We start from the raw sequence: 15,106 nt of genomic DNA on the forward strand, positions 1-15,106 counted from the left end.
CTTGTACCTCGGTCGTTCTGGTAGGCTGAGCGGGTTCAGCATACCCGAAGCGGGTCGCCGAAATGAGCTCTTCACCTCCGGATCGGGCAGCATCAGCGTCGGGCGCGAGGAGGTCGCTGCATTCGCCGGAGCTGATGGAGCCCGCCGGGCCCGCCTCTGCGGGGCAGCTGGTCCTCGCGGGGGCCCGCGCGATCGCGCCGGTGTCGCGCCACCGCGGCCCGCGGGCTGAAGAGGCCTACTGGCGCGCGCGGATGGACGAGCGCCGCGCCGCCGGCGACGCGCAAGGGGAGCGCGAGGCGGCCCTCGCCCTCGCGAGGATCCTCGCCGCGCGCGGCGTCGAGCTGGACCAGGCGACGACGCTGGCGCGCCGGGCGCTCTCGCTGGGCGACGACCCGGCGATGAGGAGCGAGCTCGCCGGCTGGCTGGCCGGGCTGGGCGAGCCAGCCCTGGCCGCCGCGGCGCTGCGCGGCCTGCGCGACGACGCGCAGCCGCCCGGCGCGACGGCGCGGATGCTGGTGAAGATCGCCGTGCTCCTCGCGCGCGCCAGCGACGTCGCGGGCGCGGTCGACGCGCTCGAAGAGGCGAGCGAGCTCGCCCCGGACGACGCGATGGCGAGCGAGCTGCTCGGCACGATCGCGGCCTGGGCGTCGGACGAGGTGTTCCCCGCGGCCGCGGCGAAGGCATACCTGGAGGCGGCCAAGCGGCGCGAAGCCGCGCGGGAGCGGGAGGCGGCGTTCGAGGATCGCCTGCGCGCCTTCGAGATCGCGCCTCACGACGACATGGCCGCCAAGGCCATGGCGGCCGCGCTGTTCCTGCGCAGCCGGCAGGGCGCGGCCGACGAGGTGCTCCGGACGCACGCCGACGCGCTCGCGGCGCGGGCGCCTCGCGGCGAGGGCGAGGCCCCCGGCCCCTCCGCCCTGCGGCGCGCGATGGAGGTGCACGGCCACCGGCTCCAGGGCGCGACGAACGAGGGCGACTGGGCGCGCGCCGTCGGGTGCGTGCTCGACGCGGGCCTCGACGGGGCGATCGACGGCGACGCCGCCCGCGCGATCGACGAGGTGCTCGAGCAGGCGGGGCTCTACGAGCTCGTGGCCGCGCGGATCGAGCTCAGGGCGGAGCAGCGGGTCGGGGCGCCGAGGGCGGAGGCGTACGTGGCGCTCGCGCGGCTCCACGCTGGCCCGCTCGCGAGCCCCGACCGCGCCGTGGAGGCCTGGATCGAGGCCGCGGCGAGCGACTCCGGCAGCGCCGCCGCGCGCTCCGCGCTGCGCGACCACGCGGCGACGCTGCACGACATGGCGCCCCTCGTCGAGGCGCTCATCCGCATCGGCGAGGGCTCGGACGCGAGGGCGATGGAGGACGCGGCGGGGCGGATCGACGCGCTCTCGGAGCTCGCGCGCCTCGCGGAAGAGAAGATCGGCGACCCCGGCCTCGCGCGCTGGGCGCTCGAGGCGCTGAGGGACGTCAGCGGCGACCCGACGCACGCCGAGGCAGGGCTCCAGCGGATCGCCGATCGGCTCAAGGGGCAGGACGAGGCGCTCGCCGCGGCGCAGCGCGCGCTCCGCGGCGCGGACACCGCCGAGGGGCGGATCGACGCGCTCCGCCGGCTCGTCGTGATCTACCGCGGCCGCCCGAAGGAGCGCGCGGCCTACGAGGAGGCGCTCGTGGGGCTCTCGCGGGCGCTGCCGGCCGACCGCGGCTGCCTGCTGGCGCTCGATCGGCTGAGCCGGCGGACCGGCGGCGGCGCCGCGCTCGACGCCCTGCTCCGCGCGCGGCTGGCCGAGGCGACGCGGGCGCCCTCGGAGGCCGAGGGCGCGCGCTCCGCGAGGTCCGAGGCGATCCGCGCGGCCTCGCTGACGCGGGTCGAGCTGGTGCGCGCAAGGCTCCTCCTGTCGGCGATCGCCCGGCGGCAAGGCCAGGACGCCCGCGCCCTCGACGAGGTGTTGCCGCTGCTCGGCGAGGCCCCGGGGCACCGCGGCGCGGCGAGCGCCGCGCTCGTGCTGGCCACGCGGACCGGGCGCCTGCGGGAGCGCGCCGACGCGCTCGTGCAGCTCGCCGCGCCGGTCTGGCCGGCGCTGCGCGCGGTGCTGCTCTCGATCGCCGCCGCGCTCTACCACCGGACGCAGCGGGCGCGCGAGGCGGCGCTCTCGCGCGAGGTCGCGCTGCTCGCCTGCGAGGCCGATCCGTCGTCCGCGCGCGCCGTGGCCACGCTCGCCTCCCTCCTCACGGCAGATCTCGCCGCCGCCGCGGAGGCCGGCGAGGCGCCTCCGTTCGAGGTCGACCGGGCGGTGGCGGCCGCGATCGAGCGCTCCATCACCACGGTGTTCCCGCGCGGCGCGCTCTGCGACGGCCTCGCGAGGGCGCTGGAGGCGCTGGGTGAGCTGCCGCTCGCGCTCGCGTGGACCCAGCGCTGGCTCGCGCTGCGGCCAGGGTGCCCCCAGGCGACCGCGGAGCTCATCCGCCGCGCCGCGGCCGCCGGCGACGCGGCCCGGCTCTCGGACGCGCTCGCGTGGATCCTGGCGCAGCCCAAGCCGCTCGGCGAGATGGCGGCGGCGCTGGCGAGCGCGCTGCACGCCCTCTACGACCTCGATCCCGAGCGCGGCACGGCGCTCGCGAGGCGCTCGCTCGACGTCTTCGGCCCGCAGAACCCGCTCTTGCGCGAGCGGCTGCTGGAGCTCGCGCGCCGGGCGGGCGACCCTCACCTCGCGGTGACCGTGCTCGAGCGGTGGCTGGCCGTCGAGATCACGGCGGCGCACGCCCCCGAGCTGATGTTCATGCTCACCGATTGCCGGCTCGACGGCGGCGATCCGGACGGGGCAGCGCAGGAGCTCGCGCGCGCAGCCGCGGTGCAGGCCGACCCTCACGAGATCCTCGCGCGGGTCCAGCGCCTCGAGTCGTCGCTGCTCGACGCGAAGGGGCTCAGCTCCGACGGCGCCATCGCGCTGGTCGAGGCGAAGGCCCGGGCGTTCACCGCGCAGGGCGCCGGCGCGGAAGCCGCGGCCGCGGCCGCGTGGCGTGAGCTCGGCAGCCTGCGCTGGGACCTGGCGGAGGATCACCGGGGCGCCGAGGAGGCGTTCTTCCGCGCGAGCGAGCTCGCGCCGAGCGGCGGCACCGAGCGTTACGCGCGGGACATGTGCGAGTTCGCGGGCGTCGAGGCGGCGATCGAGGCGATCGTCGCGCGCGCCGCGGAGGCGCGGAGCGAGAGGGGAGCGCAGCCCGCCGCGGACGAGAACAGGTGGTCGGGCGACGTCGGGCCCGAGCGGCGCAGGCGCGCCAACCTGCTGATCGAGGCCGCGAACCTGGCGCACGAGCACGGCCTGCCCGAGCGCGCGCTCTCCGCGGCGGCGAGCGCGATCGAGCTCGATCCCCTCCGCGCGGACGCCGTCGCGCTGGTCGAGAAATCGGCGGACGCCGACGGCGGCATCGTCGTCCTCGACAAGACCTACCGGCTGCTCGCCGACGCGGCCCTGGGCTGCTACGGCCGCCGCGCCGCCCATTATCGCGCGGCGCGGCAGCTGGAGAGGCGCGGCGCGTTCGAGCTCGCGCTCGCGCACGCCGTGGCCAGCTTCGAGGCGGTCCCGACCGAGGGCACCTCGTACGTGCTGCTCGCTCGGCTCGCCGAGCACGTCGGCGAGCCGTCGGACGCCGTGCGCGCGCTCGAGCGGGTGGCGACGACGGCCGATCCGGCGTCGCGCAACGCGTGGTTGAAGCGCGCCGCGGCCCTCACCGGCCGCACGGAGGAGGGCCTCCGGCTGCGCCTCGACATCCTGCTCCGCGCGATGGTCGTACGCCCGGACGCGGCGCTCGTCGAGGACGTCGGCGCCGCCATCCGCGATCTCATCGCGTGCACGGGGCAGCCGGAGGTCGAGGCCATCCGCTTCGACCGCGCGGTCAAGGCGAGCATCGCGAAGCTCGACGGCCCCGAGGGGGCCCGCGCGGGGCTCGCGATGGCGCGCATCGCCGTCGCCGTCCTCGACGCGCCCGCGCTCGCGCTCGCCGCGATCGAGCGCGCGATGCTCGCCGACGGCGACGTCGACGAGTTCCAGACGCTCCTCGACATCGTCGACGAGCTCGCGCGGCAGACCGAGCCGGCGTCGCACCTCGTCGCGGCGGTGTACGCCGCGGCGATGAGGCCGCACTCGAGCGTCGGTCCCAGCCTGCTCAGGTGGGCGAGCAAGCTCGCTGGCGCCCTGAACGTGCCGCCGGTCGCCGCGGCGCTGCTCGTGGAGGCGGCCCGGCGCGCGCCGGAGGACGACGCGCTCGCGTACGAGGCGGAGGGGGCCGTCGAGGCCAGCGGGGACGAGGCGCTGAAGCGCTCGCTGGACGACGCCTTGCCGGTCGCGCGGCGCCTCGAGGCGCTGCTGCACCTCGCCGACAAACACGAGCGCGAGGGCCAGCGCGCCGAGGCCACCGTCGCCCTGGAGCGGGCGCTCGCCGGCGGGCAGCTCGTGGGCGAGACGCGCGACGAGGTCGTCACCCGGCTGCGCCGGCTGTACGCGGCCGAACGTCGCAGCGCCGATCTCGAGACGCTCGTCCAGTCCGAGCTCGCGCGCATCGACCTGCCGGATGCCGTCCGCCTCGGGTTGACGCGCGAGCACGCCGGCATCCTCGCCGCCGGCGGCGATCTCCATGGCGCGGTGGAGCTCCTCCTGGAGGCGGCCCAGCGGACGCCGTTCGACAAGGCGCACATCGACGAGCTCATCCGGCTCGCGCGGAGCACCGACGATCGCCAGCGGCTCTTCGACGTGCTCACGCGCCTCCAGGGCATCCTGAGCGGCGACGAGGAGCGGCTGGTCGTGCTCCGCGAGCTCGCGCCGCTGGCCCAGGAGCTCGGCGATCGCGGCGCCGCGGTGGCGCTCTACGAGGCGATCGCCCGGCTGGATCTCACCGACATGCACGCCGTCGAGGTCGTCGAGCAGGACGCGAGCGACCGCGGCGATCACGCCGCGGTCGCCGCCCTCCTCGCGCGCCGCATCGAGGCGGCCCCGCTGCCGGACACGCGGCGCGCGCTGCGGCTCCGGCGCGCCGCCCTGCTCGAGCAGCGCCTCGGCCTCCTCGACGAGGCGTGCGCCGAGCTGGAGGCCCTGCTCGCGGTGTCGCCGGACGACGTGAGCGCGCTGAGGTTCCTCGCGGACATCCACGAGCGGCTCGGGACGCCGCTGCGCGCCGCCCCGCTCTGGTGCAGGCTGGGCGATCTCGCGACGACCACCGACGAGCGGGCCGAGTACAGCCTCCGCGCGTGCAGCAGCTACCTCGGCGGCGGGGACGTCGAGTCCGCGAAGGACACGCTGGAGAGCGTCGCCCGCATCGCGCCGCGCGAGGCCGTGATCGAGCTCCGCGTCGAGATCGCCCGCCGGGAGGGGGACGGCCACGCGCTCGCCGCGGCGCTCGATCAGCTCGCCAGCGCGTCGCGCGACGCCCCCGAGCGGCGCGCGCAGCTGCTGGTCGAGGCGGCGCGCGCCACCTCGATGCTCGGGGACGACGCGACGGCGCTCGAGCGCGCTCGCCGCGCCGTGAAGCTCGCCCCGGAGTCGCCCGACGCCGTCCTCGAGGCGCGGCGCATCGAGTATCGCCTGCGCGGGACCGGGACGCCGCGCGACGCGCAGGCCGCGGTGGAGGAGCTCGGCCGCATCGCGCCGCGCCTGCGCCCGGCGCACGTCGACCTGCACGCGTTCCTGCTCGCCGAGACGCTCGACGTCATCCAGGGCCACGGCGCCGGCATGCGGGAGCTGACCCGGCGCCACGCCGAGGTCGGCCCGAGCACGCTGGTCGCGCTCGGCATGGCGGAGCGGCTGGCCCTGAAGCGGAACTTCTCTGCCGCCCTCCCGCTGTTCGATCGCGCGCTCGGCGGCGATCTCCAGGGGATGCGCGCGCGCGGTCGGGTCGCGCTCGCCGCCGCCGAGACCGCTCAGAGCGCCGGCGATCTCGAGGCGGCCGCGCGCCTGCTCGAGGAGGCCGCGGCGGAGCCGGAGACGCGCACGCTGGCGCTGCGCCGCCAGCTCGAGCTCACGGCTGCGCGAGGTGAGCCCGAGGCGGCCCGGAAGGCGCTCGAAGAGCTCGCCGCGCAGAGCTCGGGGATCGATCGCGCGCGCGCGCTGATGCAGCTCGCGCGCCTGCACGTGTCGAGCGACCCGGATCGCGCTGCGAAGATCCTCTCGCAGGCCACGGTGCTCGCGGGCTCGGATCGCTCGCTGGGGCTGAAGATCGCCGAGCTGAACGCCGAGCTGGCCAGCGAACGGGCGACCCTGCCTCCCGAGGAAGTGCTCCAGGCTGCGACGCTCCGGGCAGCCGCGGCGGAGCCGGTCCAGGCGGCACCAGAGGCGCCGCCCAGCGCTGCGTCGGCGGCGAACGGCGCGAACGGCGCGAACGGCGCGAACGGCGCCGGACCCGCGAGCAGCCGAGCGCCGTCGAGCGGGGTCGGGCCGGCGAGCAGCCGCGCGTCGTCGAGCGGCGCCGGACCCGCGAGCAGCCGAGCGCCGTCGAGCGGGGTCGGGCCGGCGAGCAGCCGTACGCCGTCGAGCGGGGTCGGGCCGGCGAGCAGCCGAGCGCTGTCGAGCGGGGTCGGGCCGGCGAGCAGCCGAGCGCCGTCGAGCGGGGTCGGGCCGGCGAGCAGCCGAGCGCCGTCGAGCGGCGGCGCGCCGGCCTCGAGCAACCCGCACATCGATCTCGTCGAGCTCAACGACCCGCTCGACGAGGGGTTGATCGCCGACGACCCGTCGCAATCGACCCCTCTCGCGGTGTCGGACGACGATCTGCTCGACGGGGCGGCGAGCGCCGCCGCCTCGCCGGCGCCGTCACCGAGCGCTGTGTCAGGTGCCGCGGAGAGCACCGCCGCGCGCGGCGGCGTCGCGTCGGGCCGCTCCAGCGCCGGCGCGCCGCAGCCCGGGCCCCCGGTCTCCGCCCCGGCGTCGATCCAGCCGCCCTCCTCCGCGACGCGGCTCGTTGCCGCCTGGTCGCCGTCCGCGGCCGAGAGCTTCGAGGAGGCAGCGCTCTTCCGCGAGCTCGCCGCGGGCTCGTACGACGCTGGCGAGCGGCTCATCAAGAGCTTCGCTCCGCGCGACGATCGCTCCCGGGAGGCGCTGGCGGTCCGGCGGATGCAGGCCCACCTGCGCCTCGGCGATCGGGGCACCCTGGAGCGCCTCCAGGCGGCCGCGATCGCCGACAAGAACATGACCTACGCCCGCGCCATCGAGCACGTGCTGCGCGCCTTCGACGGTGACGAGCCGTCCGATCGGCCCGGCGAGGGCGTCGTCACGCCGCCGCCCCTCGCCGCGCAGCGCGACGCGCCGGAGCTCGTCAGCGCGCTGCTCTTCCGCGATCTGGAGTCGCCGGTCAACGAGGCGCTCGCGATCGTCTGGGAGACGGGCCTCTACCGCCGCGACGCAGGCCAGTCCGGGCTCGTCCCCTCCGAGCGGATCCAGCCGACGTCGCCTACCCTCCTCGGGGAGATCTACGGCGTCATGGCCGCTCACCTCGGCCTCCTGCGCACCGCGCTCTTCCACCAGCGCGCTCCCTTGCCTGCTCCGTCGCCGCCGGAGGGGCAGATCATCCGGGTCAACCCGCCGGCCGTGCTGCTGCGGGGCGAGGTCCGCGAGGACACCCCCGAGCTGCGTTACCTGCTCGGCGCTCAGCTCGCTGGCGCCATGCCCGACCATGTCCTGGTGAACACCAGCTCGGAGGATGAGCTCCGCACGCTGCTCTCCGCCGTCGTCGCCGCGTTCGGGCCTCTGGAGGCCACCGCGCACAGCGCCCGCGGCAACCCGGCCGTCGTGCGGTTAGAGCAGAACCTCTGGCAGCTCATCCCCCCGCGCGCAGAGCGTCGCCTCCGCGAGATCTGCGACAGCGCCGACAAGATGACCTACGAGGGGGCCGTCAAGACGACCCGCACCGCGATGCGCCGCGCTGGCCTCTTCGCCGCGGGCAACGTCGCCACGGCCGTGCGCGCGACCCTCAAGGAGCGCAGCCTGGAGCTGGCGGTCCCGCTCTCCGACCCCGAAGGCCTCGCCGCGGCCTGCGCGGCGGTCCCCGAGATCGCCGATCTCGTACGCCTCGCGACGCGGATGGAGTACGCCGAAGCGCGATGGCAGCCTGGTACGGTGCCTTCACTCCGGCGGGTCGACACGGGAAGCTCGCGCTTCCGTGCAGGCACATAGGCGTCGCGGCACCCGCTGCGCGGACGTCGGTGGCGTCATGTTCCTCGCAGACCTCGCGCCCCCGCAGCGCCGACCGGAGCCCGGTCGTGTCCCGTCTCACCCGAGCTTTCCGGTGTGCATGCCCGTGCTTCGCCTGGTTGCGATGAGTGCGGGGTGGCCGCATCGGCGCATCCGTCTCGACGCGACAGCGCTGTCACAGCGCCGCCGCGGGTTGCGCGGCGCCCTGTCGAGCGGATGCTCGCCACACGCTGCCCGGAACGCCGTCTGTCGGTTGGCACGAACATCGCCTTCTCGTTCGGGTGTGATTTTCCCCTGCGCCTGCTCGGGTGCGGACCCGTTCGGGCTCCGCGCGTCGCTCTCATCAGCTCGGCGGCCATCGGTCGCCGGCGTCTCCGCGGAGCCGCGGCGCTCTCCCGCCGCACCGCCACGGGGGCGGTCTCTGCTCCGCGCTGCGCGCGCTGCGTCCTTGGCGGGGAGGGCGTCGTGAGCGCGCGACACGTCGTGTGCGCCGCGCTGCTCGCCCTCGTACCGACCTCGGTGGCCTGCGGCATTCCCCTCGAAATGGCGGAGTCCGCCCCCATGAACGCCTGCGACGGGTCGGTCGAGTGCGGCCCGGGGGCGACCTGCGCCGATGTCAGCGGGCAACGCGCGTGCGTCTCGACGAGCGCGAACCTCGACGGGCTCATCCTCGAGATCCGGCCGCGCGCCTCGCCCGAGCTGGGCGCGGAGGTCTCCCACCTCCTCGCCATCGATGCAGCGAGCGGCTTCCCTCCGCAGGACCCTGGCGGGCAGGTGCATTCCGTCGATCTCACGATCCCCATGCCCGCGAGCGTGAAGGCCACGGTGCGCCTCGGCGGCTCCTATTGCGAGAACCGCACCGGCGGGCTGCCTCCCCTGGCCGGCGGGCAGTTCCCCGTGAAGGTCGAGTTCCGGCGCATCGCGCCGATCCTGGGCCTGCCTACCCAGAGCTACTCGACGCTCTCGGAGCCGGACGGCACCGACGGCCAGAGATTCCAGCTCTCGATCCCCGCTGGCGACTACCACATCTCGTTGATTCCGCAGGCGCGCGCCGACTGCCTCGACGACATCCCCCCGCCGATCTTCCTGCCGAACCAGGTGGTCCCCGAGCAGTGGACGCTCGGCATCAACGCCGAGGCGCCCGCCGTGCTCAAGGGCAGCTTGCAGGTGCCCGAGGGCGTGCGCGTCGACGGGTGGAAGCTCGATCTCGTCGACCCGGTGACCGGCAGCGTCCTCTCCCAGGTAGGCCTCCTCGATCAGGCCGAGCCCGACCCGCAGGCGACCGCGACGCAGGTCGGGTTCAGCGTGAAGTTCTACTGGACCGACAAGGGCAGGAGCCCGCTCATCCGGCTGCGTCCGAAGGACGGAGTGCCGAGGCCCACGGTTTACTGGGAGCTCGCTGCGCTCGCGCTCCAGGGCTCCACGGGCAACCTGGACCTGTCGCTCCTCCAGCTCGACGCGGCGGCGCGCCGCGTGGAAGGTCAGACGCTCGACGTGAACGGCAACCCGGTGCTCTCCGCCGTCCGTATCCAGAGCGCCATCATCGACAGGGCGCCCACCGCCGCCTACAGGCTGGACACCGAGACGGACGCGAACGGCCTCTTCCGTGCCGATCTCCCGCCAGGCGAGTACGTCCTCTTCGCGCAGCCGATCAACGACAGCACCAAGGCGGCCGTCAAGCAGCCGCTCAAGTTCGCCGCCGGCGACGACTGCTACTGCGGTCAGTCGGTCGTCATCCCCGAGGCCGGGACGCTGCGCGGCCGCGTCCAGGGACCCATGGGCGAGTTGATGGACGGCGCCAGCGTGTTCGCGGTCCCTGCCCGCGGCCAGGTCGCGCCCTACATCGGCCAGGCGCTGACGCCCGGGCCGCTGCTGCCCCGGCAGGCGTCCGGGGTCCTCCGTGAGGGCGCGTTCTCGATCGGTATCGACCCAGGGGAGTTCGACTTCTCGGTCCGCCCGACCCCCGGCTCCGCCTACCCGTGGCTCGTCAGGCAGCGCCTGACGGTCTCTGCGATGGACGCCGCGGTCACCGACCTCGAGCTCGCCATCTCGTTCCCGGCCGTGCTCCAGGGCGTCGTCCGCGACGCGTCGGGCGCCCGGCTCGGCGACGCCACGGTCGTGGCCTGGCTGCCGGTCCAGGGCGCGACCCCGCAGGAGACGAGGGGCATCCAGATCGGCGAGACCCGGTCGGCGGCCGATGGCTCCTATGTACTGCCGCTCCCCCCATCGATGTCCCGGTGAAGTCGGAGCGAAAAAGGGCGGTACCAGCCCAGCGCGGAGCGAGATAGGCTAACGCCCGTGGCGCAGCCGACGCGCGGTGGGACATCGGAGCCTTCAACCGAGGATGGCCTGACCCTCGCGCCTCCTCTGCGCGGCGACCTGGGCCAGCGCGCCGACGAGGAGCGCGCGACCGGGACCTCGCTTCCGTCTGCGCAGGAGCTCGCCATCGCGCTGCACGAGGTCTCCAACGCGCTCACGGTCATCGTGGGTTGCATCGAGCGCGCGCAGGGCGAGCAAGGCCCCGAGCTGGGCCGCGCGCTCGGCGTCGCAGCGTCCCGCGCGCGCGACGCTCGCCGCCTGATCCGGCGGGCCATCGGCGCCGAGGGGCGTCCGGCCGGCGACGGCGAGGTCGCGTCGAGGCCGCTGGGGGAGCCGGCGCGCCTGATCGCCGACGTCATCGACGACGCCGTGATGGGGCTCGAGCCCGAGGCGCGCCGCTCGGCGATCGCGCTCCGCGCGGTGATCGAGCCCACGGTCGCGCGCACCGGCGTGAGCAACGGCGCTGCGGTCGTGCAGATCTTGACGAACCTCCTGCTCAACGCCGTGGCGCTGTCGCCCCGCGGCTCGTCCGTCCGTGTCGATGCCAGGCTCGAGGGCGCCGCGGTCGTCATCGGCGTCGCGGACCAGGGGCCCGGCGTCCCGCCGTCGCGCCGAGCGACGCTGCTGAGCTCCGGCGTCTCGACGCGGCCTGGCGGAGCGGGCATCGGTCTCCGCCACTCCGCAGCGCTGGCGAGCGCTGCCGGCGGCGCGCTCGCGCTCGTACCCTCGGAGGAAGGCGCTCGCTTCGAGCTGCGCTGGCCCATCGAGGACACGCCGCCCGCCGAGGCCCCGCCCGGCGAAGCAGGAGCCAAGGAAAAGCCGCCTGTGCCGCGGACCATGACGCCGCCGCAGCAGCACGGGACGATCCTCGATGGCGTCAGGATCCTGGTGGTCGAGGACGACGACGCGGTGGTGGATCTGCTCGACACGGCGCTCACCGCGCGTGGCGCGAGCATCGTCAGCGTGCAGAGCGCGGTCGAGCTCCCGGGGGCCCTCGCCTCCGGGCCGTTCCAGGCTGCGCTGCTCGACATCTCGCCGATCCAGCAGGACGTCCTCGGCACCGTCTCCGCCGTGCGCAGGGCCAACCCGGACGTGCGGCTCGTTGTCATGTCCGGCAGCGCCGGCGCCGATCCTCTGCCCGCGAACTCCGGCGTCTCCTGGGTGCGCAAGCCGTTCGAGATCCGCGAGATCGTCGAGGCGCTCGTCCGCTGACGAGCCCGCGGGCGAGGTGCGCGCAGCGCTCCGTGCGTGCGGGCGTGCTCCTCTGGCGCGCGCACCACATCGTGCGCGCGCCGCCGTGGCGGCCGGCGATCGGCCGAGGCCGCGAGGCCGCCACGCCGGGCTGACCAGCGCGGGCGCTGCGCCGTGTGACGACGTTGTGAGGATTAGCTTGACTTCCCCGGCCAGCTGGGTAGGTTCCGTCCCGCAACCGCACTCGCGAAGGTGGCGGAATTGGCAGACGCACTAGCTTGAGGTGCTAGCGGGTAACACCGTGGGGGTTCAAGTCCCCCCCTTCGCACTCCTACTCAGGTTTTGCATCTTCCCCTCATTGTTTCCGATACTTAGCTGAGGCATTCCCTTCAGCTCGTGTGCAGTACCAGCGGCGTCGCTCTTTTACCTCGACGGGCCCGCTCGGCTTCCGAGATCGCGTGTGATCTCGATGGTTTGTTTTAGCGTTGCTGAACAGCCGTTTGTGCCCACACAAACGTACAGCAATGCGCGTGCACTACACACGCCGCCGGGTGAGTGAGCCCCGGATGTGTGCGACAATGCCAATTCCTACTTGAGGCGGATGTCAAGCGGCATTTGATTCGCGTGGCGATCGCGAACCGAATTCCCGCGGGGTCAGCAGGAGCCCTCTGACCAACCGGCGCGGGCGCGGCCCCGTCCGCTCGGAACCACGAACTCCGCACCCTGCTCAGGATGAGGCCTTCTCGACCAGGTGCACTTCGACGCGACGGTGCGCTACAGCGCTGGTGCGGCGCGTTCGGTCGGCTTGCGACGGGCACAACGCGCCCCACTGCGGCCACACGACGCCGGCGCCACCTGTCGAGCCGAGAAGCGCGGCCGCGCCGGACAGGCGTCGCAGATGGGTGTCGTTCGTCGCGCGTCAGACTGAGCGCCGCCTCGGTGAGTGAGCGCCGCCTGGGCGAGGTGCGCGATGCGGCGCTTCGAGCGCTCGAGACGGCATGAGCGATCCGGTGGGCGCGAATCCTCGATGCGAGTGTCAGGGCCGCAGCTTGGCGACGAACGCGTCGCCGAGCCCGTCGCTCGTCAGAAGGCCTCCCCCGAGCTCCACGCTGCCGTTGAAGATACCAACCAGCGCGACGGTGCCCAGCGCATCCACCGCGACGTCCTGAGCGCCTTGGTCGTCTGCGTCGTCGAACGCTGCGCCGCCGAAGGACTTTGCCCAGACCGTTTCCCCGGTCGGACCGAGCTTCGCCAGGAAAGCGTCGTTACTACCGCGGGACACGAGACGGGATTCTTCGAAGTCGATGGCAGTCTCGAAATGTCCGACCACGAGGACGTTGCCCGCTGGGTCGACCACCACCCGTCCTGCGCGCTGAGCTTCCGTGGCCCCGTAGCTACGGCTCCAGAGGTACTCGCCGTCGGGATCGTACGCCCCGACGACCGCGTCGGCCTCTTCGGCACGGAGCCACGGCGATGGACCAAGAGCGATCGTTCCGACCGCGTGCCCTGCAACGACGATGTTCCCCTTGTGGTCTAGCGCGACCCCCGCAAACTCAATTTCCGAACTATATTCAATGTTGCCGAAGGCCTTCCCCCATAATGGGTAGCCCGTCATCCCGTCGAGCTTCGCCAAAAAAGCATCGCGGCCCATCGCGGCGAGGATCGATGGCCCAAAGCTGACCGTGCCCTCGATGCGGCCGACCACGACGACGTCATCGTTAGAGGTGACGGCGGCGTCCAGAGCGACCTGAGGGCTCGCGTCGCCGAAGTTCTTGCTCCAGACGTGGTGCCCGGCGGTGTCGAGCTTCACGACGAAGATGTCCTCGCCGCCGAAGCTTGTCAGCTCAGTTTCGTCGAGCACGTCGGCCGCGTCGGTGAACATGCCGGCGACGATGATGTTGTTGTTGGAATCTACTGAGAGCCCATGAACGCTATCGGCGCCTAGACCTCCGATGGTCTTGAGCCAGAGCAGGGAGCCCCCCTTATCGAGCTTCGCCACGAACACGTCGCTGTTTCCGTGGCTGTTGCGGGTCGCCTCGGCGAAGTACAAGGTGTTGGCGAAGCGTCCGGCCAAAATCACGTTATCATTCTTGTCGCGCGCGACGAGATTGCAGAGATCCGTGCCCGAGCCCCCGAATGCCTTTGCCCACGTTCTGGCCCCGTCGCGGCTGAGGTTCATGACGAAGCCATCGGAGGAGCCTTTGCTGTCTGCAAAATCCACGCTTCCGGTGAAGCTCCCTGCGACCAGGATGTTCCCTTCGCGGCCGAAGGCGACGCCAAGTCCTTGCTGCTGTCCGGCCCCTCCGATCTTGATGCTCCACTCGTGCGCTCCGGTGCATGTGGCCTCACCGTCGCAGCTCTCGTCATCGTCCGTTGTCGCGCAGCCCTCGACCGCAGGGAGCACCTGGCCGACGCATGTACTACCGTCTCGACAGCCGCTCCTACACGCTCCGATGTCGTCCGTCAGGGCAGGGCCTTCGTAACAAGGTTCGCACGTCCCGCCGCTGCCCGTGGAGATGCTCGCCGTCGCGCTACCGCCGGTCCCGTCCACGCCCCCCGTTCCGCCGGTCCCGTCCACGCCCCCCGTTCCGCCCCCGCCTCCACCTCCCGTCCCGTGCCCGCCAGCGCCTCTCGCGTAGCTGTTCCAGTCCGCGCCGATGATCTGAGCGCACCCCACCGCTGCGGAAGCCGCAACCCCTACCAACGCCACCGCTACGCGCGCAGCCATCTGTTTCTCGACAGCCATTGCGCACGAGCGTCGGGCAACAGCGCCCCCGCCGTCAAGAAAGCACGAGGCGCAGCTCCGCGAACCGTGAGATGCGCGTACGTCGTCGGTAGATTGAGCTCCCGACGCAACGGGCTCCGCGTCCGCGTCGATCTCCACGACACGGACGACCTGCGCGACCTTGACGGCATCGCTGGAGCTTCCCTGAACGAACCCGCCGCCGCGGAGGAGCGACTTCCGGCGCATCGCCGCCTTGGGGGACACGTGGGGGCGCCCTCGATGCGCTCGGCGCGCCGTACTACGTGGTGCGCTGGGTCGCCGGGCCTGGGACGCGAGGCGTCAAGGAGCGCGAGCGCCGCTACCGTGCGGCGAGCGATGCGCTGCGGCGAGAGGTGCCGTGGAACTGGGCGGCGTGGCTTCGGCTTCAGGCGACGGGCCGACCGGTCCGGCCGGCGGCCCCGCGTCACGTCCTGCGATCGCTGTCCACGGCGCTCAGCGTTAGGTAGCCAGTCAAGTGGATCGTGGTCGAAGAGCTTCCCAAGCCATGGACGCGACAACCTGCTCGACGATCAAGCGAGTCAGCCGTTGCGCCAGGAACGTCACGCCGGAGCGCCTTGCGTGGAGCCCACCACTGAACCTTGCCCGTGGAGCGCACCGCGCCGAAGGCCACCGGCGGGCGATTGTGGTATTAGCACCGGACGTT

At 73.6% G+C, this 15,106-nt stretch carries 4 protein-coding genes and 1 tRNA gene; 4 read left to right on the forward strand and 1 reads right to left on the reverse strand.

The window, feature by feature from the left end; genetic code table 11:
• The first annotated feature begins 62 nt into the window (after nucleotides 1-62).
• The 4 genes from WMF45_RS48385 to WMF45_RS48400 all read left to right on the forward strand — a co-directional run bounded on the left by WMF45_RS48385 (nucleotide 63) and on the right by WMF45_RS48400 (nucleotide 12,006).
• Nucleotides 63-8,150, forward strand: coding sequence for a hypothetical protein (locus WMF45_RS48385; RefSeq protein WP_437713873.1), 8,088 nt, complete (start codon nucleotides 63-65; stop codon nucleotides 8,148-8,150).
• A 483-nt stretch (nucleotides 8,151-8,633) separates the two neighbouring features.
• Nucleotides 8,634-10,409: a carboxypeptidase-like regulatory domain-containing protein gene (locus tag WMF45_RS48390; protein WP_437713875.1), complete on the forward strand. Its 1,776-nt coding sequence runs from the start codon at nucleotides 8,634-8,636 to the stop codon at nucleotides 10,407-10,409.
• A gap of 57 nt (nucleotides 10,410-10,466) precedes the next feature.
• Nucleotides 10,467-11,699 (forward strand): ATP-binding protein, encoded by a 1,233-nt coding sequence (locus tag WMF45_RS48395; RefSeq protein ID WP_437713877.1) that lies wholly within the window; start codon nucleotides 10,467-10,469, stop codon nucleotides 11,697-11,699.
• A 225-nt stretch (nucleotides 11,700-11,924) separates the two neighbouring features.
• Nucleotides 11,925-12,006, forward strand: a tRNA-Leu gene (locus tag WMF45_RS48400).
• 708 nt (nucleotides 12,007-12,714) lie between these two features.
• Here the strand turns inward: WMF45_RS48400 and WMF45_RS48405 are convergent.
• The gene (locus tag WMF45_RS48405; RefSeq protein ID WP_437713879.1) at nucleotides 12,715-14,082 is read right to left on the reverse strand and encodes an SBBP repeat-containing protein; all 1,368 of its coding nucleotides are present in this window, start codon (nucleotides 14,080-14,082) and stop codon (nucleotides 12,715-12,717) included.
• Nucleotides 14,083-15,106: the final 1,024 nt, after the last annotated feature.

The sequence above is a fragment of the Sorangium sp. So ce448 genome (genome assembly GCF_051520915.1).
Lineage (GTDB): Bacteria > Myxococcota_A > Polyangia > Polyangiales > Polyangiaceae > Sorangium > Sorangium cellulosum_B.

What these genes read in the sequence shown, in the direction of transcription:
- WMF45_RS48385 (WP_437713873.1), top strand. Translation starts at nt 63, where the DNA reads ATGAGCTCTTCACCTCCGGATCGGGCAGCATCAGCGTCGGGCGCGAGG.